Source organism: Obesumbacterium proteus (assembly GCF_001586165.1).
GTDB lineage: Bacteria > Pseudomonadota > Gammaproteobacteria > Enterobacterales > Enterobacteriaceae > Hafnia > Hafnia protea.
Genome location: NZ_CP014608.1, coordinates 1,269,943 through 1,295,611, shown reverse-complemented (window position 1 = coordinate 1,295,611; position 25,669 = coordinate 1,269,943). Strand labels below are relative to the sequence as shown.

The window sequence follows — 25,669 nt, the reverse complement described above, 5'->3', positions numbered from 1 at the left end:
TGCCTAATCAGCCTTGGCTAAACCTTTAGCTACCAGCGTCTCAATGTCGGCATCAGAATAACCAATGCTGGCAAGAATGGCCGCGGTATCCATGCCGTGCGTTGGCATTCCACGCCAAATTTGACCAGGGTTATTCTTAAACTTCGGCATGACATTTGGCCCTTTGTAGGTGCGGCCATCGATGGTGTTCCACGTTGTGAGAGATTCACGGGCGATATACTGTGGATTGCTTTCTAATTCAGGGATGGTCAAGACTTTCGCTGAGGCAATATTGAGTTCAGCAAAGCGCGCCAGCGCCTCTTCATACGGCTTCGTCGCCAAATATTCATCCAGTTTGGCTTCAACCAGCTCACCAAATGGGCATTCGACGCGATGGATTAACTGTGTGCCGACAGGGATTTCAGGCGTGCCCAGCAGGTGCGCAATGCCCATATCCTCAAACATTCCCTGCATTTGGTTAACGCCAACCAGTTCCATCACAATGTAACCATCTTGGCACTTGTACAGACCGCAGCCCGCGTAGTACGGATCTTTGCCTTTGGTCATACGTGGGCATACTTCGCCGCCGTTGAAGTAGTCCATCATGAAGTATTGCCCCATGCGCAGCATCACTTCATACATCGCCACATCAATACTTTCGCCCACGCCCGTTTGCTGCATTTTATACAAGGCAGCCAGCGCCGAGGTGGTCGCCGTCAGGCCGGAGAAATAATCGGCGGTATACGGGAATGCCGGCATCGGCTGATCTTTATCACCGTTTTGGATCAGGTATCCGCTGAATGCCTGCGCAATGGTGTTGTAAGCCGCCAAGTTGGTGTATTCCGGCGTGCCGTACTGACCAAAACCTGAAAGATGCACAATAATCAGCTTGGGGTTTATTTCCCAAAGCACTTCATCGCTAATACCACGGCGCGCAAAGGCAGGGCCTTTACTGGCTTCAATAAATATATCGGTGGTTTCCATCAGCTTTAAGAAAGCTTCACGCCCTTCGTCTTTAAAGATATTCAGCGACAGCGCGTGTAAATTGCGGCGTGAAAGCTGCGGATAATTTGGCTGAATGCGGATCGTATCGCCGTAGGAGACATTTTCGATCCAGATAACTTCAGCGCCCCACTCGGCAAACATTTGCCCTGCAAAAGGGCCTGCGATTTCAATTCCTGAAAAGACCACGCGTAAACCCGCCAGCGGGCCAAATGTTGGCATAGACATAAGCTGTTTCCTCAAAATTAGGGCTAACGTGTAACCGACTCATCAAGCGATAACTTAGGCCCGATATTAGGGAGAGCGCCCCGCGGTACGCTATGCCCGTGTATCTCGGTTAAAACGCAACTTGCTGTTAGCCCTTTATTTTCAATAAATTATTTTTAATAAATGGCTTACCGATACTGTTTCAGCACCGCACGACCCAGCGTTAGGATCTGCATTTCATCCGAACCACCGGAAACGCGATCCACGCGCAGATCGCGCCAGAAGCGGGTAATACGATGATCGCCTGCGATCCCCACTCCGCCGAGCACCTGCATCGCCGAATCCACCACTTCAAAAGCGGCGTTAGCGCAGAAGTATTTGCACATCGCGGCATCGCCGGAGGTCATCAAACCGTTATCGCTTTTCCATGCTGCTTCAAACAGCATGTTTTTCATTGAATTCAGTTTGATAGCCATATGCGCAAACTTTTCTTGGATCAGCTGGAAGCGCCCAATGGCTTCGCCAAACTGAACGCGCTGGTTGGCATAACGTGCGGCGTCTTCAAAAGCACAGAATGCGGTGCCGTAGTTGGTGAGTGCCACGATGAAACGTTCGTGATCGAACTCTTCTTTCACGCGATTGAAGCCGTTACCTTCGCGTCCGAACATGTCTTTTTCTTCTAGCTCAACGTTGTCGAACAGGATCTCGCAGCAGCTATCCATGCGCAGGCCCAGTTTTTCCAGCTTGTTGACCTTCACGCCCGGTTTGCTCATATCCACAAACCATTCGGAGAAAATTGCTTTATCTGGTGAAGCCGCATCACGCGCCATTACCACGATGTAAGGCGTATGCGCGCTGCTGGTGATGAAGCATTTGCTGCCGTTGAGGTAAACTTTGCCGTTTTTACGGGTATACGACGTTTGCATGCTGCCCACGTCAGAGCCCGCGCCAGGTTCGGTAATTGCCGAGTTCCACATCTGCTTGCCGGTGCCGCGGAAAGCCATGATCTTATCGATTTGCTCCTCCGTTCCTTCACGCAGCACCGTGTTAAATCCACCCGGCAGCTGATACAGCACATAGGTTGGCGCACCAAGGCGTCCAAGCTCGGCCCACACTGCGGCTAAGGTGACAAAGCCCGCATCCAGACCGCCGTGCTCTTCCGGCAACAGCAGGCTATCGATCCCCATATCGGCCAGTTCTTTGACGAACCGTTCTGGATATTCGCTATTGCGGTCACATTCCGCGAAGTACGCTTCCCAGTTTTCTTGCGCCATCAGGTCGCGGATACCGGAAACAAATAACTCTTGTTCGTCAGACAGTGCAAAATTCATAAATCAGGCCTCTTGGTGGTTAATATCGTTCGAATTCAAACAGGGTAAAACGCTTAGTATTTCCAGTGCGTAGCCTTGGCATCTTTTAAGAAAGATATGGTTATCAGTATGTTGACGAAGAAAAGTGGACATCCTCCGGCAATGATCGCGGTTTGAATCGGTTTCAGCCCACCGAGCGCCAGCAGAATGATGCCGATCACGCCAACCAGCACAGACCAGCCAACGCGAACCCAAATCGGCGGTTCGTCATAGCCGTTTGCGCCCTTACAGGTCGACATGGCCAGCGTGTAGGAACAGGCGTTAATGAGCGTTACGGTGGCGAGGAAGCACAGAATAAAGAACGCCCACATCGTGACGGTGCTGAGCGGCAACGTGGCCCAGGTTTCAATGATGGCGCGCGCCACACCGTGCTGTTCGATGATCTGCGGGATGTTGATTTTGCCGTTGTTGATCAGGGAAAGCGTATTGCTGCCCAAGATGGTCCACAGCAACCACGTTGAAGCCGTTAATCCACCAACCATACCCAAGCAGAGTTGGCGAACGGTGCGGCCTTTAGAAATACGCGCTAAGAAGATGCACATCTGGATGCCGTAAACGATCCACCATGCCCAATAGAACACCGTCCACGCCTGCGGGAATCCACTCTTGCCGACGGCATCGGTGTAGAACAGCATACGGGTGAAGTTAGAGAGCAGAATGCCAACAGAATCAGTGAAATAGTTGATGGTGAAGCTGCTCGCGCCGATGATAAATACCCACGCTAGCAGGATCAGGCTGAGATAGTTTCGAACGTCGCTGGCAACCTTAACTCCGCGCTGCAAGCCAAAGGCAACGCACACGGCGTTAAACACTACCCAACAAGAGATAATCAGCGCATCCAGCTCTAACGTGTGAGGCACCCCGAACAGATACTGAATACATTCAGTCACCAGCGGTGTTGCTAGCCCAAGGCTGGTTCCCATCGCCAAAATCAGCGCCACCAAATACAGGTTGTCGATGATGGTGCCAATAATTCCGTTGCAGCGCTTTTCACCAAAAAGCGGCACCAGCGTTCCGCTTGGACGCACCACGTCGATTTTCTTCACATATAGGAAGTAGCCGAATGCCACGGCGAGGAAGCTGTAGGTCGCCCACGGCAAAGGCCCCCAGTGAAACAGGCTATAAGCTAAACCAAGATCTTTGGCTGGGTTTGAAAATGGCGTTAAGCCAAACGGCGGTGAGGAAACGTAGTAGTAGATCTCAATCGATCCCCAAAACAGCACGGCGGCTGAGGTACAGGAGGCGAACATCATGAAGATCCAGCTGACGGTGCTGAACTCTGGGGCTTCTTCGCCGAGGCGACGCTGGGCAAAAGGGCCAAAGATCAGCCAGAACCAGCCGACAAACATCACGACCATGTACCACTCAAACGCCCATCCCCACTGCGTTGTGATGTAGTTGAATACCGAATTAATAACGATATTAGAGGCGTTCAGATCACGGATAGTTAAATAACAAAGTAGTGCGACAATTATCAATGACGGGAAAAAAACCTTCGGTTCTATCCCTATTTTCCGTTTGCTCGTTTCTGTCTTCATTTACACATTTCCCTCATGGAAAGGAGTTCCTTGCCATAACAACTTGAGATGCAATATTCAGAATAAACGTCAGAACTTCTGCTATGAAAAAGCAGAACACCAACACTAATTTTGCAGGTAAATTTTCAATTAATGGTGGATCTAGTTATTACGAGTTATTTAGCTTGCAAAAAATATCTGTTAAAACTTCGGCTAATAATAGTTAAAGGTATCTGATTGAATGTGTGTCGCCTTTACCGTTTAACGCCGAGATATAATGAGATTTGGTGGTTCAATAATCCGTGATCTTAATCAAACTATTTTCTGACACCCACTGCACGCCTTAGAACCACGATCCAACAACGAAAATTAAATCCTTTAAAATCATCAAAATAACAAAATTAAAACATTATTCTCGAAGGTTTTTTGCCCTTGAGTCGTTCAATATTGGTGATCTAGGTATTATTTTGGTCTGGTGAATCATGGTATTTCTATTAGCGTGATAACAAGGCACGAATAACAACTTACAGGGATACCTTTATTAGATATTAATTAATTTACTCCATTCTTTATTTTAGTGATTTTAATTACACCACTAATAGCGTTTAAATCAGCTATGGCGTGCACACATTTATATATATAGCGAACCTTCGCTTTCGTTATTTTTATTTATCTTTGCCTAGCGTTTCTCGCTGCAGAAATAATTACACCTGTCATTACGGGCATCGTCTTATGTACAGGGTGTTACGGATATTGTATTGCCTATCGAAATCGGAGAAGTGATGAAAATTATTGCATGTTACAAACTCATCCCCGAGGAGCAGGATATCACCGTCAATAGTGATGGCTCTCTGAATCTCAGCAAAGCGGATGCCAAAATTAGTCAATTCGATCTCAACGCTATCGAAGCAGCTATCGGCTTGAAATCGCTCAATGACGCTATCCAGATTACGGCGATGAGCGTGGGTGGCGAAGCGCTGTCCAACGCAAAAGGCCGTAAAGACGTGCTGTCTCGCGGCCCTGATGAGTTAGTTGTCGTTTCCAGCGCAGGTTTGGAGAAGATGCTTCCTCACCAAACGTCTGCCCTGCTGGCGGCCGCTGCGCGGAAAACCGGTTTTGATTTAATTCTTTGTGGTGACGGCTCAGCCGATCTTTATGCACAGCAGGTTGGCCTGCTGCTCGGCGAGGCGCTGGGCGTCGCATCCATCAACGGAGTGAGCCGGATCGAGGCCCTCAGTGACGACAGCATTCAGGTTGAACGCACGCTAGAAGACGAAGTTGAAACCTTAACCATCCCGCTACCTGCGGTGATTTCGGTATCCACTGATATCAATACGCCTCAAATCCCCTCCATGAAAGCCATTCTCGGCGCGGCTAAAAAGCCGGTAACCGCGTGGCAGCCTGCCGATCTGGAACTGCCTGAGATCACGCCATACACCGAGTTGCTGAGCGTACAGGCTCCACAGCAAAAAGCGCGTGGGCGGGTCATTATCGAAGGCGATAGCGACGATCAAATTTCAGAATTCGCAGAGCATCTGCGCAAAGTCATTAGCTAATTGGGGGCAATATGAGCAAGTTTGCAACAGTATGGGTGTTCAGCGATACCCACTCACATCTACCCGAGCTGATTGGCGGCGCACGCGAGCTGGGCGAAATTATTCACGTCATCAGCCACAGCGCTGAGCAATCAGCTTTGGCTTTCCGTCTCGGCGCTAACGCCGTTTACCATATTGGCGAACAGCCCGCCGACCGTATCATTGAAGATTATGCCGATACTCTGGCTCAGGCGATCAAGGCGCATAGCCATAGCTCTCGCGCTTTATTGCTGCTGCCCGCAACCCGTCGCGGCAAAACTTTGGCAGCACGCTTAGGCGCTCGCCTCAACGCTGGCGTAGTTAACGATGCCGCTGAGTTGAGCCTCGAAGACGGATACCCAGTTGCCACACATATGGTTTACGGCGGTTTAGCCTTCGGCAAAGAGAAAATCACCACCGACTACGCCGTTATCACGCTGGCCAGCGGCGTATTCCCTGCCGTGTCAGAAGACAGTGCCTTAGTAGGCAATGCTGAAACGCTGGCCTTTATCCCACCAGCCCATGCGATTTCCTGCGTATCACGTCGAGCCAAGCAAGGCGAAAGCGTCGATCTGGGCAAAGCACGTTTGGTGGTGAGCGTTGGGCGCGGCATCGGTTCACAGGAAAACATCGCCATTGCGGCGGCGTTAAGCAATGCCATTGGCGCAGAGCTGGGATGCTCGCGTCCGGTCGCCGAAAACGAAAAATGGATGGATCGTGAACGCTATGTGGGCATTTCGGGGATCATGATCAAACCAGAACTCTATCTGGCGCTGGGAATTTCTGGCCAGATTCAGCACATGGTCGGCGCCAACGGCGCGCAGATCCTGATGGCCATCAACAAAGATAAAAACGCCCCGATCTTCCAATTCGCGGATTACGGGATCGTCGGCGATCTGATGAAGATCGTCCCTGCTCTGACAGAAAAACTAAAACGATAAAATATCGACGGAGCACGGATTAGCGTATGGCTTCCGTGCTCCATCGAATTTGGAGAGCCTATGTCTGAAGATGTCTTTGACGCCATTATTGTTGGCGCTGGCCTGTCTGGCTGCGTTGCGGCGCTGGTGCTCGCCCGAGAAGGCGCTAACGTATTGGTTATCGAGCGCGGTAATCATGCGGGAGCCAAAAACGTCACCGGTGGTCGCCTGTATGGGCACAGCTTAGAACGCATCATTCCCGATTTTGCTGCCCATGCTCCCGTTGAGCGCCGCATTACCCGCGAAAAAATATCATTTCTTACCGACGACAGCGCGGTCACGTTGGATTACCACCACGCCAATGCGGCCGAACCGGCGCAGGATTCCTATTCAGTTTTGCGCAGTAAATTCGATCCTTGGTTGATGGAACAGGCTGAAGCCGCCGGTGCGCAATTCGTTCCAGGGATCCGCGTAGATAAGCTGATTGAGCGCGATGGCAAAGTGATCGGCGTTGAAGCCGATGGCGATATTTTAGAAGCCAACGTGGTGATCCTCGCCGAAGGCGTTAACGCGCTGTTGGCCGAACAGCTGGGTATGGTGCAGAAACAGGTTTCTGCCAAGCATGTGGCCGTTGGGGTGAAAGAGCTGATTGAACTGCCTCGTGAACTGCTCGAAGCGCGCTTTAGCCTAACCGAGAACGAAGGTGCTGCATGGCTGTTTGCCGGAACGCCGTCTAACGGTCTGATGGGCGGTGGCTTTCTGTATACCAACGGTGATTCATTGTCTTTAGGCATCGTCGTTGGCCTCAGTCATATTGCCGATGCGGGAAAATCGGTGCCGCAAATGCTGGAAGATTTCAAACAGCATCCAACCGTTCGCCCATTAATCGCCGGTGGCAAAACCGTAGAATACGCCGCCCACGTAGTACCTGAAGCTGGCATTAATATGCAGCCCAAACTGGTGGGTAACGGCGTACTTATCGCCGGTGACGCCGCAGGCATGTGTATGAATCTGGGATTCACCATTCGTGGAATGGATATGGCCATCGCCTCTGGTGAAGCGGCCGCACGCGCCGTACTGCAAGCCAAAGAAGCCAATAACTTTAGCGAGCAGGGGTTGAATAGTTATCTCACGCTGCTAGAAGAATTACCGGTGATGAAGGATTTACGCCACTACCGTAAAGTCCCTGCCATGCTGGAAAACCCGCGCATGTTTACCCAATACCCACAAATGGTCGCCGACATCATGGCGGATATGTTTACCGTCAACGGCCAGCCGCCGCAGCCAATCCGCAAAATGGTGATGCGTCATTGCAAGAAAATTGGCTATCTGAACCTGTTGAAAGACGGCATTAAAGGAGTGACCGCGCTATGACTGAATCCGTCAAATCCGCCAATTCCCCCGTCAATGAGCCCGTTAACGTTGATGTTAAATTAGGCATCAACAAGTTTCACGTTGATGAAGGGCATCCGCATATCATCATTCGCGAACACCCTGATATGGAGGCGTTTCATACCCTCACGCTGGCCTGTCCGGCGGGGCTATACAAGCTTCAGCCTGATGGAACGATCCGCTTTGACTACGCGGGCTGTTTAGAATGCGGCACCTGCCGGATCCTGTGCCGCGATTCCGTTTTAGATGAGTGGAACTACCCGCGTGGCACCTTTGGCGTTGAATATCGCTACGGTTAAAACCGATATTCTGGCCTGCCCGTCTCTGTCACTTTTTTTACCCACTATAGCCACTTAGCTCTGCGATACATGTCAGAGCTAAGCAGCTATCAGGCTGATTAAAACCATCATTATGGAAAAATCCAAAAGGTTTGATGACATCAGTTTTACCCCGATCCACCGCAAAATCATGCTGTGGGGAAGCGGTGGCCCTTTTCTCGATGGCTACGTGCTGGTCATCATCGGTATTGCACTCGAACAGCTGACTCCTGTGTTACAGCTCGACGCTCGCTGGGTGGGGTTAGTCGGGATCGCAACGCTGGTTGGGCTGTTTATTGGCACGTCACTGTTTGGTTACATCGCCGATGTGCTTGGTCGCCGGTTGATGTTTCTGATTGATATTATTGCCATCGGCGTTATCTCGGCCGCGACCATGTTTGTGACATCGCCGCTGGAGCTGGTGATCCTGCGTTTTCTGATAGGCATTGTGATCGGCGCAGATTACCCCATCGCTACCTCGATGATTGCCGAATTTTCTACCACGCGTCAGCGCGCTTTCACCATGGGTTTTATCGCCGCGATGTGGTACATCGGTGCAACCGCCGCCGACGTTGTGGGCTATCTGTTATATGACGTCGAAAACGGCTGGCGCTGGATGTTGGGCAGCGCGGTTATTCCTTGTATTATCATTCTATTAGGACGTTTTGAACTGCCCGAATCGCCTCGCTGGCTGATTCGCAAAGGGCGTATTGAAGAGTGCCGTGCGCTGATGTTTAAGCTGTTTGGCGAAAACGTGGTATTCGATGACGAAGCCCCACAGGAGACGCGTTATAGCCAGATTTTCACCCGCAGGCACCTAACATCGATTTTGTTTGTCGCCATTATTTGGACGTGTCAGGTAATACCGATGTTTGGCATTTATACCTTCGGCCCGCAAATTATCAGTCTGCTGGGGCTCAACGAAGGTAAAGAGGCCGTACTCGGCAACGTGGTGATTAGCCTGTTCTTCCTGATTGGCTGCTTGCCTGCGATGTATTGGCTCAACAGTATCGGACGCCGTCCGTTGTTAATTGGCAGCTTTGCCATTATGACGCTCGCGTTAGCGGTATTAGGAATTGTTCCAGATCCTAGCATTACGCTGATTGTGTCAGCCTTTGCGCTTTATGCATTTTTCTCAGGCGGCCCCGGCATTTTGCAATGGCTCTATCCAAACGAGCTTTTTCCCACTCACATTCGTGCTTCCGCCGTGGGCGCAGCGATATCGCTCAGCCGGATCGGCACCGTGGTGTCAACCTATGCGCTACCGCTGTTTATGCAACAGCATGGGATCGCGATGACGATGCTGGCCGGTGCGGGGATCTCGCTTTTTGGCATGGTCGTATCCGTATTTTTAGCGCCCGAAACACGCAATTTATCACTGGATAAAACCAGCCAGATGGATCTGTATTAAAAATACTGGCGGGCAATCTAACCGACTGCCCGCCTTTTATTTGCCTATATTCGTCATACTTCAAGCTGCTCGCAAAAATAGCGGGCACCGTCGCGCAATGCCTGATCGGCACTTTCCATCATGCGCGAATAATGCAAAAACGCATGCAGCGTACCGGGATACATTTTATAGCAGCAAGGTTGTTGGTGTTCGGAAAGCGTGCGGTGCAGCGCAATGCTGTCGTCAATCAGCGGATCAAATTCTGCGGTGGCAATAAAGCAGGCAGGCATGTTGTGGCTAAGATCGTTATTAAACAGGCAGCAATAAGGTGACTCTTTATCTTGTTCATTCGCCAAATAGGCGTGCTGATAAAATTCAATATCGGGTCCGGTTAAACCGTCCCAGACTCCGCCGTATAATCGACGGCTGGCAGAATCCTGTAATCCATAAAGTCCGTAATAAAGCAGAACGCCTTTGACGTAGCCGCAGTCGATCTTGCGATCGCGCAACCATAATGCCGTTGCCAGCGCCAACATCGCACCGGCAGAATCTCCGGCAAAACCAATTGACTGCATATTGAGTTGATAATCCGCAGCGCACTGAGAAAAATAGCAGCATACCGCAACCGTCTCTTCGATCGCCTGCGGAAAATGCGCCTCAGGCGAAAGCGTATAGTCAACGCCAATCACGGCACATCCGGTGTAATCGGCTAATAAACGCATAATACGGTCGTGAGTATCAAGATTACCGACAATAAATCCGCCGCCGTGTAAATAAAAGATCGTTGCCACTGTTTCTCTCTGTGGATAATATATTTTCGTCTCGATATCGCCGTGAGAAGTGGCTATCTTTTCATGCAGGGTCTTAAACATTTTAGGCCCTCCCTCATTCCAATATCTTCGCTCCTCAATATAAGCTTGTCTAATCGTTGAATTATCAGCATCTGCTGCTATTGGTTTTGCATTTTCATACTGAACACGCAATACATCACGCATCTCCGCTGATATTTTATCAGGGACATTAATTTTATTTATTGGATTCATTACACACTCTCATTAGCGATTTCATTCATTATAAAAACAGAGCTAACGCCACATGGCATTAAGAAACAAAAAGCATGATAAACCAGATAGCTATGGCGTTATCAGCAAGCAAAAAGTGCGCCAATGCGCATAGTTTTTTGTCTATTCAGGTGATATCAAATTAATTATGTTGTTTATTATTTTAAATCAAAAAATTAGCCTTTATAAACATATTCTCAATCACAAAAATAAATTAACACCACACAGCAAGAAAACATTATCACTACAATAAAACAACAATAATTGCGGTTACGACCCCTCGCAACAAATCAAATAAAAACCATAGCGAAGGCGTCATTAGATAGGTATATTCAGATCAAACCGTGATTATAAATGTGAATATGATCGCATATATTTGAGCCCATCCATTTATATGGTAAACAAATGCTAATCTGATAAAAAATTGCTTTAATTTAAAGGTGAGTCTATGTGTAGAGAATACGTACCAGAGCCTTTGTATTTGTCCGTGGCGCGTTGGGCAATGCAACAACAACGTTGGATAAGCTCGCGAGAGATTGCCGATCAGTTTGATCTCACGCCGTGCAAAGCCATAAACCTTGTCTCTTATATCCTTTCTGCCGTTGATGAAATTGACTGCCAAACCAAAACCGTTCCAAATCAGCTAGAAGGCCGAGGCTGTCAGTGTCAGCGCATGATCCAAGTGGATCATATCGACGATCACATTGCCGAACGAATTAAAAATGCGGTTAACGTTGATGGAGAAGAAAATGACTCGGAATCAATGCCTAAAATGCTGATTCCGGTTCCTCCTTCAGAGCTGAATCAGGAGCAGAAGTGGAAATGGATGCTGTCTAAATCACAAAGAAAGTAGAGATGAACCGTTAATGGGAGGTCTACTACCTCCCTTTTCCCTACTGTTTTTTGTGACTCAAAGCCAACCACTCCAGTCTTCCTTTTCTCATTTTTGTTAAGCCACTACCCAGATCACACCTCGTCGTTTTACCTAATCCCATAGCTTGACTATGGGTTTTTGCCAATTCATTATATAAATAATTATATAACGAAAAAACTTCTGGTTATGACATGGATATCACTCGTCGTAAGCTGATTGGGTATTTGCTTTCTGGCGCAGCTTTATCGGTCAGCCCTTTTGCTACCCACGCCGCTGACGCCCTTTTAGTCCCTTTCGGTACTTTGCCATCGCCACAAAAAGCACACCGCGTATTGAGCGCGGGGGCTCCCGCCGATCTCTTATTGCTCGCGCTAGCACCCGAAATGTTGCTGGGATTATCCTCGTTTGATTTCTCAGTTTCCGGCAGTGAATTTCTTTCCGATACCATTCGAAAACTGCCAAAGCTAGGACGTTTATCTGGCCGTGCAAGTACGCTTTCCCTCGAAAAGATAGTGTCGCTGGCTCCAGACATCATTATTGATTGTGGCAGCGCCGATGAAACCTTCCGCTCACTCGCGCAGCGAACCGCAGCACAAACTGGCGTGCCCTACGTCTTAGTGGATGGGAAATTACGGGATTCAGCCAGCCAACTGCGTCAGGTAGGCACGCTGTTAGGGGTTTCATCGAGAGCAGAGAAGCAGGCTCAGTTGGCAGAGCGTTTTCTGCAAGATGCCGAACGTTTTTCGCAGATGAGCGGCAATTCGCCTCGTTTTTATTCCGCACGCGGCGCCACAGGATTAGAGACGGGCTTGCAGGGATCTTTGCATACGGAAGCCGCAGAGCAGTTAGGGCTAATCAACGTAGTGAGCGAACCGTCGCAGCATGGTTTAGCTCAGGTGTCTTTCGAGCAACTATTGCTGTGGGAGCCCGATATTATTCTGACTCAGGACGCCAACACCTATCGCTATATCACTCAGAATGCACTGTGGAAAAATCTTCAGGCGGTGCGTAAAGGTCAGGTTCTGTGTTATTCCGGCTTGCCTTTTGGTTGGCTCGATTCGCCACCGGGTATTAATCGCCTGCTAGGCATGCGCCGACTACAGGCGCATTTTGATAGCAAGATTCAGGCAAACTGGATGGATGACCTCCAGCAGTTTTTCCGGCTGTTCTACCACTCGGATTTAAACCAAACCCAACTCCAGCGCTTGTTGGAGGCTGGATGAATCTGACCAAAAATCTGGCTCTTTTTTCCAGCGGTATTCTGGTTGCCATTCTATTGGCGCTTTTGGTTGGCAAATATCCACTCACGCCCACTGAACTGTTGAATCTGTTGGTGCATTCAAACACGACGCAGGCAGATCCGCGAGTTGCTATCGTGTTCTGGCAAATACGCCTGCCGCGAATTTTAGCTGCTCTAATGATTGGCGCCGCGCTTTCGGCTGCCGGAGCGGCTTATCAAGGAATGTTCCGTAATCCATTGGTTTCACCCGATATTCTGGGCGTATCCGCAGGGGCAGGAATGGGGGCATGCGTGGCGATGTGGCTGGGTTTGCCGATCGTTATCGTTCAGCTGTTGGCTTTTGTCGGCGGTATGCTGGCCGTGGCGCTCACCTGTCTGATTGCCTCGCTGGCAAAACGCCACGATCCGGTGCTATCTCTGGTTCTGGTTGGCATTGCCATCGGCACCCTGTGCGGCGCGGTCATTTCGCTGATTAAAATCTTGGCCGATCCCTACACCCAACTCCCTTCGATCACCTTCTGGTTATTAGGCGGCCTTTCTACCATCACCCATGACGATCTCTACAGCAGTATCCCCGTTTTACTGTTGGGCATGCTGCCACTTTTGCTGCTGCGTTGGCGTATGAATCTACTGAGCCTGCCGGATGATGAAGCCAAAACCATGGGCGTTCATGTTAAGCGCCTGCGGCTGATCTTTATCATTTGCGCGACGTTGATCACGGCAAGCGCGGTATCGGTCGCCGGTATCATTGGCTGGATTGGCTTAGTGGTTCCCCATATCTGCCGCTTAGTCACCGGCGATAACTATCAGCGTTTATTTCCAGCCTCCATGCTGGGTGGTGGGCTACTTCTCTTACTCACCGATACCTTGGCCCGTAGCCTATTCACCATCGAGCTGCCTTTGGGGATACTCACGGCGCTGATCGGCGCTCCTTTTTTCCTGATGCTGTTACTTCGCGGAGGCCGCGGATGAGCATGGTGTCATTTAGTCAGGTTGCCTTGGGATATCGCGATCGCCCCATTTTGCAGAATATTAATTTTGCCATCCAACGCGGGGAAATCTGTTGTCTGCTGGGCGCTAACGGCTGTGGGAAAACCACGCTAATGCGGACGCTGCTTGGGCTATTACCCGCGCTCAAGGGCGATATTATCTTGGCAGGAAAACCGTTGCAGGAGTGGTCACCGGCTAAGCTCGCACAGCTGGTTGCTTATGTTCCTCAGGCTCACAGCGGCCCTTTTTCTTACAGCGTACTGGATATGGTGAGCATGGGCCGCAGCGCTCATCTGGGCTTATTTTCCTCCCCTCATCAACGCGATCACCAGCTCGCCCGAGATGCACTGGATGCTCTTGGCATTCTTCACTTGGAACAACGCAGCTTTCCAACGCTCAGCGGCGGTGAACGGCAGTTGGTATTAATCGCCCGCGCTCTAGTCCAACAGCCAGCGCTTTTAGTGATGGATGAACCGGCAGCCAGCTTGGATTTTGGCCATCAGATAACCCTGCTCAAGCGTATTCGTCAGTTAAAAACGGTTGGGATCACGCTGTTGATGTCTACCCATCATCCCATGCACGCCAAAGCGGTGGCCGATACCATCGTGACCCTCAGCCCACAAAACGGGGCATCACAGGGAACGCCGAAAACGATGCTTAATAGCGCTTCATTGTCTCAGCTGTATGACGTCAGTGAAGAGGAAATCGAAGCACATCTGGGAATATGAAAACTAAAAAAGGAACTCACATGCTGATTGATGAAATCGACTTTTCTGCACTCTACCAACAGCAGTTAGCACTAGCGCAACGCACTGAAAAAGCGCCAGAACATTGGGATAAACGTGCTGAGAAAATGGCCGTAACCTGCGCGAACCCGCAAGACGCATATTTGGTTCAGCTTATTGCCAAAATGGATTTTACCAACGCGGAAACCTTACTGGATATGGGCTGTGGCCCCGGTTCGGTTTGCCTCAATGTGGCGCATAAACTCAGCCATGTTTACGGCGTGGATTACAGCAAGGGGATGCTTGAGGTTGCGGCCAAACGCGCACAGGCCATGCAGCTCGATAACGTCACGCTGCTTCGCCGAGCTTGGGAGGATGATTGGAGCGCTCTTCCGCAGTGTGATATCGCCGTTGCCTCGCGTTCAACTCTGGTCGGTGATTTACGCTCGGCCATGCAAAAACTTCATCAGCAGGCACGGCTGCGCGTTTACACCACCCACACCGTCAGCCCTTCGTTCGTCAATGCTGAAGTGCAGCGGGTTATCGGTCGCCCCGTCATTGAACTGCCAAACTATATCTACGCGGTTAACGTCTTGTACCAGATGGGCATTCATGCCCGCGTTGATTTCATCGCCGGGCCAAACTGTCAGGGAAATACGGATACTTTCGAGCGTTTTTATGAAAGCACCAGTTGGTCATTGGGCACGCTGAATGATGAAGAACAGCAGCGCCTTTTTGATTACTACACCCACCAGCAAAAGCACGGATTAACCATTGCTTCGCCGACTCGTGATTGGGCGCTAGTGTCATGGGAGAAAAAAACGTCACCGCAGGGGGCGCTATGATTTTCATCCCTGATGCGCAGCTCGATCAGTGGCTGATGGATGACATACAGGGCGGGGATCTAACGACGCGCGCGCTGAACATCGGTGCGCGTCAAGGATCAATGCGCTTTCATCATCGACAAGGAGGCTGTATCAGCGGCATCGACACCGCTCGCCGTATGCTTTTACGGCTGGGATTAGAGGTTGAGCAGCACCTCCACGACGGCGATATCGCCATGGCAGACGCATGTTTGCTCACCGCCCAAGGCCGCGCCGATGCGCTGCATCAGGGCTGGAAGGCCGTGCAGAACCTGTTGGAGTGGAGCTGTGGCGTATCTGACTATGTCTATCAAATGCGTCAGATCCTACAGCGTTATTCGCCGCAGGGAAAAATTGCCTGCACGCGCAAAACCATTCCTGGCACCCACTTACTCGCCATGCAAGCCGTGACCGCCGCAGGTGGCATTATTCATCGTGCGGGCTGCGGTGAAACTATTTTGCTGTTCACCAACCACCGTCGATTTTGCCCCTCCCCTGATAACTGGCAGAGCATCATTGCAACCTTACGCCAGCAGGCGCCGGAAAAAGCCATCATCGTCGAAGCCGATACCGTGGATGAAGCCAAACAGGCGTTATTGGGCATGCCCGATATTGTGCAACTCGATAAATTCTCACCCGATGACATTCTCGCGCTCAAAGCCTATGCACAGAGATTTTCGCCTCACTGCCGACTGTCCTTAGCGGGCGGAATTACTCTCGCGACCATTGATAAATTTGCGCAAACCGGCATTTCACTGCTGGTCACCTCCGCGCCTTATTACGCGCCACCGGCAGACATCAAAGTTCGGCTCGTACCCTCTGACTAAATAACAAAGCGTTCCACATTGGCAGGCTAATGACGGCCTGCCAATAGACACCATAAGCGTTATATAAAAATAAACATATCGATCCTGGGGATAATGATGAAAATGAGAAAAACAACTTTATGTACGGCAATAACTCTATGCATGTCAGGCGGCATTGCCATGGACGTTCAGGCTGCCAATGACGATGATGTCATGACCGTTTGGAGTAGTCCGGTAGCAAACACCAGCGAGATCGTCACACAAGACACCATCACCAAACTCGATAAACGCAACGTCGCCGACGCGCTCAGCGTGGTTCCCGGCGTATCCTTGCAAAAATCGGGCGGACGTAACGAATTACAGGTTCGCGTTCGTGGGTTCGATAACCGGCAGGTTCCTATTTTTTATGATGGCGTCCCGATCTACGTTCCCTATGACGGCAATTTGGATTTAGGCCGCTTCCTCACGTCAAACTTGGCTTCGCTGGAAGTCTCTAAAGGCTACACCTCTCTGCTGCAAGGCCCCAACCAAATGGGGGGCTCAATCAACCTCACCACGACAAAACCTAAAAAAGATTTAGAAGGCAACATTAGCTACCGTCAAGGATGGGCGCGTGGCAAAGACAATGCTTTTGACACCAACGCCTCGCTGGGTATGAAAGGCGATTTAGGCTATCTACAGATCAGCGGCAGCGAGCTAAAACAACGATTTGTTGGCTTGCCAGACAGCGTAGATAACCGCACCGCAGGCACCGACGGCAAGCGCACTAATTCAAAATCTGACGATAAACGTGGCATTGTGAAGCTCGGTTTTACCCCACGTGAAAATGATGAATACACCTTTACCTATATCAAACAGGATGGTGAAAAAGAAAACCCACCGTATGCCGGAACCAGCGATCAAAAACCGAAATATTGGCAGTGGCCGGAATACGACAAAGAAAGTTATTACTATCAGGGAACCACCAAGCTTGGCGATATCTTTACCCTTAAAAGCCGAGCCTATCGAGATACCTTTAAAAACACCCTGCTGATGTACAACTCACTAAGCGATCTGAAAAATAAAAAAGGCAGCTACAGCCACTATGATGATTACACCGATGGCGCAGGCCTCCAGCTATCGGCTGATATGCGCGAGCGTGACCAGCTTTCGTTTGCCGCTCATTGGAAAGAAGACGTTCACCGCGAGCAGGGATATCGCAATGCACCTTACGATCGTTACAAAGATCGCACATGGTCGCTCTCTAGCGAATACCAATGGGCAGTAGACGATCAGTGGGACGTGGTGGCAGGGATAAGCTACGACTGGCGTGATAGCCTTGAAGGGATGAAGCACGAAAAAGACGGCTCGATTACCCACTACGACAGCAATAATCAAAACGCCTTCAACTGGCAGGCCATGACGAAATATCACTTCGACAACCGTGATGATATTGCGCTCTCGGTTTCCGATCGCAGCCGTTTCCCTACACTGAAAGAGCGCTACACCACATCTCGCCCTGCGTTCGGACAGGTGGCCTTGGTTAATCCAAACCTCAAAGCCGAGCGCGCTCGCAGTATCGACCTCACCTATACCGGCTATCTCAGCGAAGATTGGGGTTATGAAGCAAGCGTTTATTACAACCGCATTAGCGACGCTATTCTCACACAGAACATCGATGCCAATACGGTACAAAACCGCAATAGCGGACGCGTTGACTACACCGGCCTCGATTTAGGTATTAACGGACTGATTCTGAATGAAGTGAAAGTGGGCCTTAGCTACAGCCTCATTCACAGCGATGTTAAGGACAAAGACGTTGGCAAAGTAACCGGACTCCCGACTCAAACGGTCATGGGCTGGGTCACTTATACGCCATGGCAGCCACTTAGCCTTACCCTTTCTGAAGAAGCCCGTTCTTCAAGCTATAGCAACAGCGACGGCAGCCAAAAAGCGGGCGGATTTGCCGTAACCAATGTGCGGGCAGATTACGAAATTGCGAAAGGCCTCAGCGTTAACGCCTCGGTGAATAACGTGTTCGATACCGCTTATGCTTATACCGAAGGTTTCGTCGAAGAAGGACGCAACTACTGGGCGGGCATCGAGTATAAATTCTAAGTAATCCCCCCGTATAAACGGGGGGTTTAACGGTGTTTATATCCAACAAGATGATGGATATAGGAGTAATAAATGAACACACAGCAACTGCTCGCCACTCTCGATGTGATTTTATGCAACCAGCGCCAAGCCGATGGAACACAGCTAAAAAAACCAGCTAACGGGCGCGTTTATGTAGGCACCCACGGAATTGAAACCGAAGCGGGACATCAAGAGTATTTTGATGACCCTGAATGCGCCATCATGAACTATGCGCTTGAGCATTATGATTTTTGGCGCTCACACTATCCGGCTCAGGCTGAGCTATTTAAAACCCCCGGTATTTTTGGCGAGAACTTTGCTACCAGAGGGATCACCGAACACACCATCTGTATTGGCGATACCTTCAGCATTGGCACTGCGCGGCTACAAATATCTTGGGGAAGAGTGGCCTGTAACACCATGGCAGGCCGCTTAAATGACCCAAACGCGCCGGAGTTGATGCATCAGCAATCACGTAACGGCTGGTTCTATCGTGTTTTACAGCCGGGAGAAGTTCAGGCAGGTAATGCTATTACGCTGGTTGAGCGCCCTCATGCCGATTGGCCGCTGAGCCGCGTGCAAAACATCATCTTCAACCCCAACGCATCTGCCAGCGATCTGGACGCGCTGAGCAAGCTTGATTTACTGGCGGCAATCTGGAAAAACGAAGCTAAAGCAAGATTAGACAGCCTGTAAGCCGCGTCGCGCAGCGGTACAGACTTGTGCAGTACCGCTGCTGTTTGATTTAACTAAAAGCGCTCGGTTTGAAGCTGAGCGGCAATATCGCTCATCACATTGCGTGCCGTTTGGCTAACGCCACCGAGCTGGAAAAATCCGTGGATCACGCCAAGATAGCGCTGCGCACTACAGCTCACACCCTGCTCGGTTAGACGTGCGAACAACGCCTCACCTTCATCGCATAGCGGATCGTATTCAGCGGTAATAATGTGCGTTGGCGGCAGACCAGAGAAATCACTGCGCCACAGCGGGCTGACTTCAGGATGCTTAAAATCGATGTCTGGAAAATAAGCTTCGTAACCGCTGAGCAGCGCGTCGCGGGTAATAATATAGTCATCGCCGTTGCGCTGATAGCTATCAAAAGAGGCCGTGGCATCCAGCATCGGGTAAATCAGCAAGAGCTTATGCGGCAACCAACGGCTCTCATCACGCAGACGCAGCGCCGTGACTAACGCGATATGCCCGCCCGCGCTGTCGCCAGCCAACGAAATTTGCTCGCGATCCACGCCTAAAAAATCGGCGTGCTGCCACACAAGCATTGCCGCATGATGAGCATCATCGTGCGCAGCAGGATAGACGTGCTCCGGTGCTAGCCGATATTGCGCGGCAATCACTCGGCATCCGCTGTGATAGGCCAACTGCCGCAGTTGCTTTTCATGCGTGGCAAAACCACCGCTGACAAAACAGCCGCCGTGGTAGTAAATCACCGTTGGCTTATTTCCATGTGCTCCCTGCGGAGAAATCACGCGCAGCGTCATCCCTTCAAGGCTCACGTCGCGCACGTCCACGCGCGTTTCTTTTTCGCCCGCCAATATCGTGCTGGCCACATAGCCCGCTCGCCGCTCGGCAACGGTTTGGCGACGAGGCGATGGCCGACCTGCCGCAATAAAATCGTTCACCAGTTCAGCGATTGCAGGTTCTAAAGGCATATCTATATCCTTGATATTATTGATTCTGAGCTTTGATGTGTGCGGCACTATGTACCTGTTCGACGATAAAATCTCGCAGCCAGCGATGAGCAGGATCGCGATGAGATCGCTCATGCCACAGCATCGACATTTCATATCCAGCAATGGGCATCGGCGGCTCAATATATTGCAGTTCGGGGCTAGCGATGGCTAAGCGCAAAGGCAACATCGCTACTAAATCCGTGCTAGCAAGCACAGACTTCACAAACAGAAAATGCGGCACCGACAGCACCACTCGGCGCGTAAGTCCCGCCTGCGCTAAAGCCTCATCGGTCACACCGCAAAAGCCACCGCCGCTGGGCGACACAATAACATGCTCTAAATCGCAAAACTGCGCAGAGGTTAGAGCCTGTGACAGCTGTGGATGCTTTCGCCGCCCAGCCAGCACATAACGTTCAGAAAACAGCTTTTTTAGATGAAGTTCCGGTGCGGCTTCATCGCTTACGTGAAAGGCAATATCGATTTCGCCCTGCTCAAGCTGTTTAGCAATTTTAGCGGGCGCCAACTCAATGACCGATAACCGCGTATTGGGCGCCACGGCGCGTAAGCCGATTAAAACCGGCAAAACAACCGTGGACTCACCATAGTCGGCAGCAGAAACCGCCCAATCATTTTGCGCCGTTGCAGGCTCAAACGGTTTGGTCGGCGCGACAACACCTTCTAATGCATTCAATGCCTGCCGCAGCGGTTCGCGCAGTGCCTCAGCTTTAGCTGTTGGCAGCATGCCTCGTGGCCCCGGTAGCAACAAAGGATCGTCAAAAATATCGCGCAGTTTAGACAGATGCACGCTGATTGAAGGCTGAGAAAAATTAAGCTTTTCAGCAACACGCGTCACATTGTGCTCGGTCAGTAACGCATCGAGCGTCACCAACAAGTTCAGATCCAGCCGACGAAGATTACTCATAGTAATACCTGAGATATCAGAAATTCATTTCTCATGAATATGACAAAATTCTACCCTGCTATCTCTTTATTTTGAGATAGCGACTGAGATAGCCACAATGAAAGTACTTCTTGTTTATGCCCATCCCGAACCTAAATCACTGAACGGTTCATTAAAAAACTTCACCATCCAACACCTGCAAAACGCGGGACATGAAGTACAGGTTTCAGACTTATACGCGATGAACTGGAAAGCAGCGTTAGACGCAAATGACAGCAAAAGTCGACTTGATAAGACCTATTTCGATGCTTCTCTCGACTCGCAGCACGCGTTCAAAAACGGCCTACAAAGCGATGATATCGCCCTTGAGCAAAGCAAACTACTGTGGGCTGATACGGTTATTTTCCAGTTCCCGCTGTGGTGGTTTTCTATGCCCGCCATTATGAAAGGCTGGGTGGAACGCGTATACGCCTATGGTTTTGCCTATGGCGTGGGCGAACATAATGATAGCCATTGGGGCGACCGCTACGGCGAAGGCACACTGGCAGGCAAACGCGCTATGCTGATGGTCACCGCCGGTGGCTGGCAGCCACATTACAGCGCGCGCGGTATTAATGGCCCAATCGACGATATTCTGTTCCCGATCCACCACGGTATCTTGCACTATCCGGGATTCGACGTACTGCCACCATTTGTGATTTACCACACCAGCAAAGTTAACCCTGACAGCTATGCAACAATCTGTGAAAAATTAGGCCAGCGCCTCGATACTTTATGGAGCACAACGCCCATCGCTTTCCGCCAGCAAAACGGCGGTGATTACACGATCCCAGATCTAACGCTGAAACCCGATATCGCCCCCGAATTAACCGGCTTTGCGGCGCATATTAAATAACGGTAGAGATGACTAAGGGCTGCGGGGGATGCAGCCCTTGAAGGGGTTAATTATCCATTTGGCGTTCGAAGGCTTGAGTGACTAAAGTCATCACGTAAGGGAGATCGGACAAAGTCTCAAGGCCAACCTCAACGTCGCCATTTCCCCATCGACCAAGGTTGGTAACGTCTCGACATAAACCTCGCGGATCGTTAATTTCGGCAAAAGGAATATTCAGTGACAGCCGTAGACGTTTTGCCTGCGGTACCACATCAACAAAATTCACTTCGGCCTTATAAGCTATATAAAGTTTGAGGAACACTTCTGTCACACACGGATCGAGTGCCAGAACCTCTTTGCGGAAGGCTTCAAATAAACTATTCACATGCTCTTTCGCTAAATATGGGTGGTCTTCAAAACTGTAGGTTATATTTTCTTCATGCTGAGGTTTATAGCGATGCAAAGTTTCCAGAGAAAGGCTGGCGCTAGGCCATACTTCGGCTGCTTTTTCCGCCATTTTTTTCGCACGCGAGATAATCGCCTTTTCATCCCAATTATCTAGCACGGCCACGTCATCATTTAAACGAAAATGACTATATTTAAATCCTCTATCGGCATCACGTTTTTCAGCAAAGGATTTATTACTGTACTCGGAGTTATAACCGGTTAGCGTGAGGTTACCCAGCGTATGACGCCACGTTTCCCATACTCGCTGCCACTCATCGCCCAATGCTTGCTGCCAGACTAAAGGCACCTTTTCTACGTTGTTGTCGCACTGCGGCATAATATGTTCGATGGTGATCCCATCGATTGGAATAGGTTCTTTGTGATTGTGATTTTCCAACTTTTTCAGCCAATAACTACGGCTTCGGAAGTTATAGAGATCGCGAGTTTGAATATCACGCTTAAACTCTTCATCGGTAGGAAAACGACGATATGATGGCAGCAGCATGAATGCGGCTTTCAAGCTCTCTAAATAGTGCTCTTTATTAAAGCTTTTGCTAAGACCAGCAAAAGTTTTGTTCATCGAGTTGGTTGGAATAGCACACACCGCACGGCGGAAGACATAGCTTTCCATCAGACGCAGTGCTTCAATAAACTCATTCAGCTGAAGTTTTCCATGATGATAATCATCATACAGTTCCAGCATTAATGGATAAGCCACATCCATTCTTAGCTCACGGATGTTCTGGAATATCTCTTTTAAGGTTTTATTTTTCTCTACGCCCAGCGCAATCGCGCAGTAATAAATGGCATATTGATGAATATCTGCCACCGCTGACTCAACCGAAAGATGGCTGCGATGAAAGTATTGCTTAAAGGCTTCATAGACATCATCGACCTTAGGTATATCGCCGGTTTTCACCGTTAAATAATGACGCATGAAAAAGTCGAACTGCTCTGAATAAGCCTCTTGCCCAAACAGCAACTCCATTTTTCGCCAATGATCGTTATACAACGTAGTTTGACGCTCGTTTTCTAAGCCCATCAAAATGTAGTTGCGGATCAGATCGGCCTGACTCAGTTTTTTCCCTGTAGAGTTCATGCTTTCGAAAATTAGCTGAGGATTATCATGATCACGCTGCAAAGAAATATCGACCACAATCAGTTTGCTCAACCCCTTGCAGACCGTTTCAAGAATACTTTTATCTTTCAGCTTTTCCTGAAAAAACTCGAAGTTTTCTTGAACTCGCAATGAATAAGGCTCTGGCCGAGGTTTACCATCAATAATAGCGCGCAGCGTTTCGTTATCAGTTTGCGACAAGATCAACTTGTAACGTTTTTCGCCAGATAATAATGGGTTCGTTAAATAGAATCCTCGCAGCTGTACTTGCTTAAAGCCTTCAATAAACTCTTCTTCACCAACGGCTTCAGCCAATGCGGCAATCAGCAAAGACGCCGTGGTGACGCGCTGTTGCCCATCAATAATTAGCAGCGGAGATTGAGATGTTACCGAATACAGACCATGCTCAATATAAACAACCGAACCAATAAAGTGGCCATTATTATCATTATCCTTACCACAACGAATAATATCATCCCACAACTGTTCGCACTCTTTGATTCCCCAAGAATAAAGGCGCTGATAGATGGGAATAACCAACTGCGGCGCGGTCTGGAGAAAATTGAGTAACTTGGCTTCTTTTGCTTTCATCCTGATACATCCCTATTAAATATCCTGAGTCGAATTTTACTGGGGAGATAATTTACGCCTGTCGCCCTCATTTGGCGAAAAATGATTGTGGGAATGTTTGTCAGGCTACAAATATTCATACTCTCTGATTAAAAATTAGGTGTTAGGTCATAACGAAGTACTGCTTTAGCTGCCGGAGCGCCCCACCCTACGGTAAAATCATGTATCTTAAACTCATCAACAGCGTTACCCACTTTGGTGTTTTATCCCCAATTCATGAGAGGTTGATTCCATATTCAAATACAACTTACTGTAAATCCATCCAGCCTATTTTCAAATGAGAAAGGCGGACATTGCTGAATAGCAGATAGAAAAAAGGGATAGCCATCGCTACCCCTTTTAGAATGATTTGAATATCAATGAAACCGATTAATACTCATCAAAATACCAATAGCCCTGATTCACTAAATCAGTGAGCTCAGCCACAAAGGCCGGATTGTTCAGCGCGTCGCCCAGCTCTTTTTTACCTACGCTGGTGTAACGGCACAGCGCATCGGCGGCTTTTGGTTCAACCGCTTTCATCGGTTCGCTGTTAACAAAGAAGCTATCGCCAATGTTCAGCACGCGCAGACCGCTCAGGCGCGTTAAAACTTCGTCGCCCAACAGCGCATCAAGAATTTCATCAGGCTCATAAGCCGGTTCCGCAGGCGCGATATCCAGTTCATGACGCGGTGTAGTCGCAAAACGACCCAACCACTGTTTGAAATCTTCCGGCTGGTTCAGCATCTCGATCATCATCCCGCGCAGGCGGTCAACTTCATAATCTTCAATGCGACCCACGTGATCGCGGCAGGTCAAATCAGGATCGCTGTAATGCTCGCCACCCAGATCGTTTTCCAGCGCATAGTCAGCAAAGCTGCTGATTAAATCTCTGCCGTTTGGCCCACGGAAGCCAACGGAGTAGTTCATCGCGGTTTCATGGGTGAAACCATCATGCGGGAAGCCCGGCGGAATATATAAAATATCGCCCGGTTCGAGATCTTCATCGATGATCGGTTCGAACGGATCAACGTGCAACAGCGCTGGATGCGGACAGAACTGACGCATCGGCAATTTATCGCCCACGCGCCAACGACGGCTGCCCATACCTTGAATGATAAAAACATCGTACTGATCGATATGTGGTCCAACGCCGCCGCCCGGCACGGAGAAGGAAATCATCAGATCGTCTAAACGCCAGTCCGGCAACACGCGGAACGGACGTACCAGCTCGGCAGATGGCGCATGCCAGTGGTTAACGGCCTGAGCCAGTAACGACCAGCCGGTTTCGCCCAAGCCGTCAAAATCTTCGAAAGGCCCGTTGCTGGCCTGCCACTCACCGTTTTTATGGCTAACCAAACGGCTATCGACTTCCGGCTCCATCGCCAAACCCGCCAGCTCATCCGGCGTGATAGGATCAACAAAGTTTGGGAAGGCATTTTTTAATACAACTGGCTGTTTTTGCCAGTATTTTTCAAGGAACTCGGGCCAATTAAGATTGAGTTGATAAGCCATGCGTTCACACCAGTGAGAAGAAAAACGGGCTCGATTATAAAGAAGCTAAGCGTGGGGCTGCCTTGTCATTGGTCAAGGATAATGTTGAATAAGTCGAGAGGGGAAAATCAGATAAGCGTTACTTAACAAACGGTCGAACAAATTGCCTAACAAAAAACGGCGCGCCACACGCG

Annotated in this window: 22 protein-coding genes; 14 read left to right on the top strand and 8 right to left on the bottom strand. The window is 49.8% G+C overall.

Annotation, left to right across the window (positions count from 1 at the left end; all coding sequences use genetic code 11):
- Positions 1–3 precede the first annotated feature (3 nt).
- The 3 genes from caiB to caiT all read right to left on the bottom strand — a co-directional run bounded on the left by caiB (position 4) and on the right by caiT (position 4,096).
- Positions 4–1,209, bottom strand: a complete 1,206-nt coding sequence (caiB, locus tag DSM2777_RS06090; protein ID WP_061553436.1) for an L-carnitine CoA-transferase — start codon at positions 1,207–1,209, stop codon at positions 4–6.
- 167 nt (positions 1,210–1,376) lie between these two features.
- On the bottom strand, positions 1,377–2,519 hold the full coding sequence (caiA, locus tag DSM2777_RS06085; RefSeq protein WP_025798286.1) for a crotonobetainyl-CoA dehydrogenase: 1,143 nt from the start codon (positions 2,517–2,519) through the stop codon (positions 1,377–1,379).
- Between the two features lie 53 nt (positions 2,520–2,572).
- Positions 2,573–4,096, bottom strand: a complete 1,524-nt coding sequence (gene caiT, locus DSM2777_RS06080; protein WP_043489156.1) for an L-carnitine/gamma-butyrobetaine antiporter — start codon at positions 4,094–4,096, stop codon at positions 2,573–2,575.
- A 761-nt stretch (positions 4,097–4,857) separates the two neighbouring features.
- On the opposite strand from caiT, the gene DSM2777_RS06075 reads away from it, so the two are divergent.
- From DSM2777_RS06075 to DSM2777_RS06055, 5 genes are all read left to right on the top strand, one after another.
- On the top strand, positions 4,858–5,631 hold the full coding sequence (locus DSM2777_RS06075; RefSeq protein WP_061553435.1) for an electron transfer flavoprotein: 774 nt from the start codon (positions 4,858–4,860) through the stop codon (positions 5,629–5,631).
- 11 nt (positions 5,632–5,642) lie between these two features.
- Positions 5,643–6,590, top strand: a complete 948-nt coding sequence (locus DSM2777_RS06070) for an FAD-binding protein (protein WP_061553434.1) — start codon at positions 5,643–5,645, stop codon at positions 6,588–6,590.
- Positions 6,591–6,650: 60 nt separating this feature from the next.
- Positions 6,651–7,943, top strand: coding sequence for an FAD-dependent oxidoreductase FixC (gene fixC / locus DSM2777_RS06065; RefSeq protein WP_061553433.1), 1,293 nt, complete (start codon positions 6,651–6,653; stop codon positions 7,941–7,943).
- A complete protein-coding gene (locus DSM2777_RS06060) occupies positions 7,940–8,260 on the top strand; it encodes a ferredoxin family protein (protein ID WP_046458744.1) in 321 nt (106 codons plus the stop codon). The genes fixC and DSM2777_RS06060 overlap by 4 nt, the downstream gene beginning before the upstream one ends.
- A gap of 112 nt (positions 8,261–8,372) precedes the next feature.
- Positions 8,373–9,689 (top strand): MFS transporter, encoded by a 1,317-nt coding sequence (locus DSM2777_RS06055; protein WP_061553432.1) that lies wholly within the window; start codon positions 8,373–8,375, stop codon positions 9,687–9,689.
- A 53-nt stretch (positions 9,690–9,742) separates the two neighbouring features.
- Here DSM2777_RS06055 and aes read toward each other — a convergent pair whose 3' ends face one another.
- Positions 9,743–10,711 (bottom strand): acetyl esterase, encoded by a 969-nt coding sequence (gene aes, locus DSM2777_RS06050; protein ID WP_061553431.1) that lies wholly within the window; start codon positions 10,709–10,711, stop codon positions 9,743–9,745.
- Between the two features lie 466 nt (positions 10,712–11,177).
- Here aes and caiF point away from each other — a divergent pair, with 466 nt between their 5' ends.
- The 8 genes from caiF (at position 11,178) to DSM2777_RS06010 (ending at position 19,041) form a co-directional block, all read left to right on the top strand.
- Positions 11,178–11,582, top strand: coding sequence for a carnitine metabolism transcriptional regulator CaiF (caiF, locus tag DSM2777_RS06045; protein WP_040046101.1), 405 nt, complete (start codon positions 11,178–11,180; stop codon positions 11,580–11,582).
- A gap of 212 nt (positions 11,583–11,794) precedes the next feature.
- Positions 11,795–12,826, top strand: a complete 1,032-nt coding sequence (locus tag DSM2777_RS06040; protein WP_061553430.1) for an ABC transporter substrate-binding protein — start codon at positions 11,795–11,797, stop codon at positions 12,824–12,826.
- Positions 12,823–13,815: a FecCD family ABC transporter permease gene (locus DSM2777_RS06035; protein WP_061553429.1), complete on the top strand. Its 993-nt coding sequence runs from the start codon at positions 12,823–12,825 to the stop codon at positions 13,813–13,815. Before DSM2777_RS06040 ends, DSM2777_RS06035 begins: the two co-directional genes overlap by 4 nt.
- The gene (locus tag DSM2777_RS06030) at positions 13,812–14,561 is read left to right on the top strand and encodes an ABC transporter ATP-binding protein (protein WP_061553428.1); all 750 of its coding nucleotides are present in this window, start codon (positions 13,812–13,814) and stop codon (positions 14,559–14,561) included. The genes DSM2777_RS06035 and DSM2777_RS06030 overlap by 4 nt, the downstream gene beginning before the upstream one ends.
- A 20-nt stretch (positions 14,562–14,581) precedes the next feature.
- Positions 14,582–15,403, top strand: coding sequence for a class I SAM-dependent methyltransferase (locus tag DSM2777_RS06025; RefSeq protein ID WP_061553427.1), 822 nt, complete (start codon positions 14,582–14,584; stop codon positions 15,401–15,403).
- Positions 15,400–16,248 carry a ModD protein gene (modD, locus tag DSM2777_RS06020; RefSeq protein WP_061553426.1) on the top strand — a complete coding sequence of 283 codons (849 nt, stop codon included), beginning with the start codon at positions 15,400–15,402 and terminating at the stop codon, positions 16,246–16,248. Before DSM2777_RS06025 ends, modD begins: the two co-directional genes overlap by 4 nt.
- 141 nt (positions 16,249–16,389) lie before the next feature.
- Positions 16,390–18,324: a TonB-dependent receptor plug domain-containing protein gene (locus DSM2777_RS06015; RefSeq protein ID WP_418009389.1), complete on the top strand. Its 1,935-nt coding sequence runs from the start codon at positions 16,390–16,392 to the stop codon at positions 18,322–18,324.
- 72 nt (positions 18,325–18,396) lie between these two features.
- Positions 18,397–19,041, top strand: a complete 645-nt coding sequence (locus tag DSM2777_RS06010; RefSeq protein ID WP_061553424.1) for an MOSC domain-containing protein — start codon at positions 18,397–18,399, stop codon at positions 19,039–19,041.
- A gap of 53 nt (positions 19,042–19,094) precedes the next feature.
- Here the strand turns inward: DSM2777_RS06010 and DSM2777_RS06005 are convergent, their stop codons facing one another.
- Entirely contained in the window at positions 19,095–20,012 is a 918-nt protein-coding gene (locus DSM2777_RS06005) for an alpha/beta hydrolase (protein ID WP_061553423.1), read from the bottom strand.
- Between the two features lie 16 nt (positions 20,013–20,028).
- A complete protein-coding gene (locus DSM2777_RS06000) occupies positions 20,029–20,955 on the bottom strand; it encodes a LysR family transcriptional regulator (RefSeq protein ID WP_061553422.1) in 927 nt (308 codons plus the stop codon).
- A gap of 97 nt (positions 20,956–21,052) precedes the next feature.
- Between DSM2777_RS06000 and DSM2777_RS05995 the strand changes: the two genes are divergently transcribed.
- Positions 21,053–21,829, top strand: a complete 777-nt coding sequence (locus tag DSM2777_RS05995) for an NAD(P)H-dependent oxidoreductase (RefSeq protein WP_061553421.1) — start codon at positions 21,053–21,055, stop codon at positions 21,827–21,829.
- Positions 21,830–21,875: 46 nt separating this feature from the next.
- On the opposite strand, the gene DSM2777_RS05990 is transcribed toward DSM2777_RS05995, so the two are convergent.
- Entirely contained in the window at positions 21,876–23,963 is a 2,088-nt protein-coding gene (locus DSM2777_RS05990; protein WP_061553420.1) for a GmrSD restriction endonuclease domain-containing protein, read from the bottom strand.
- A gap of 408 nt (positions 23,964–24,371) precedes the next feature.
- On the bottom strand, positions 24,372–25,496 hold the full coding sequence (locus tag DSM2777_RS05985; RefSeq protein WP_043489096.1) for a ribosomal protein uL16 3-hydroxylase: 1,125 nt from the start codon (positions 25,494–25,496) through the stop codon (positions 24,372–24,374).
- Positions 25,497–25,669: the final 173 nt, after the last annotated feature.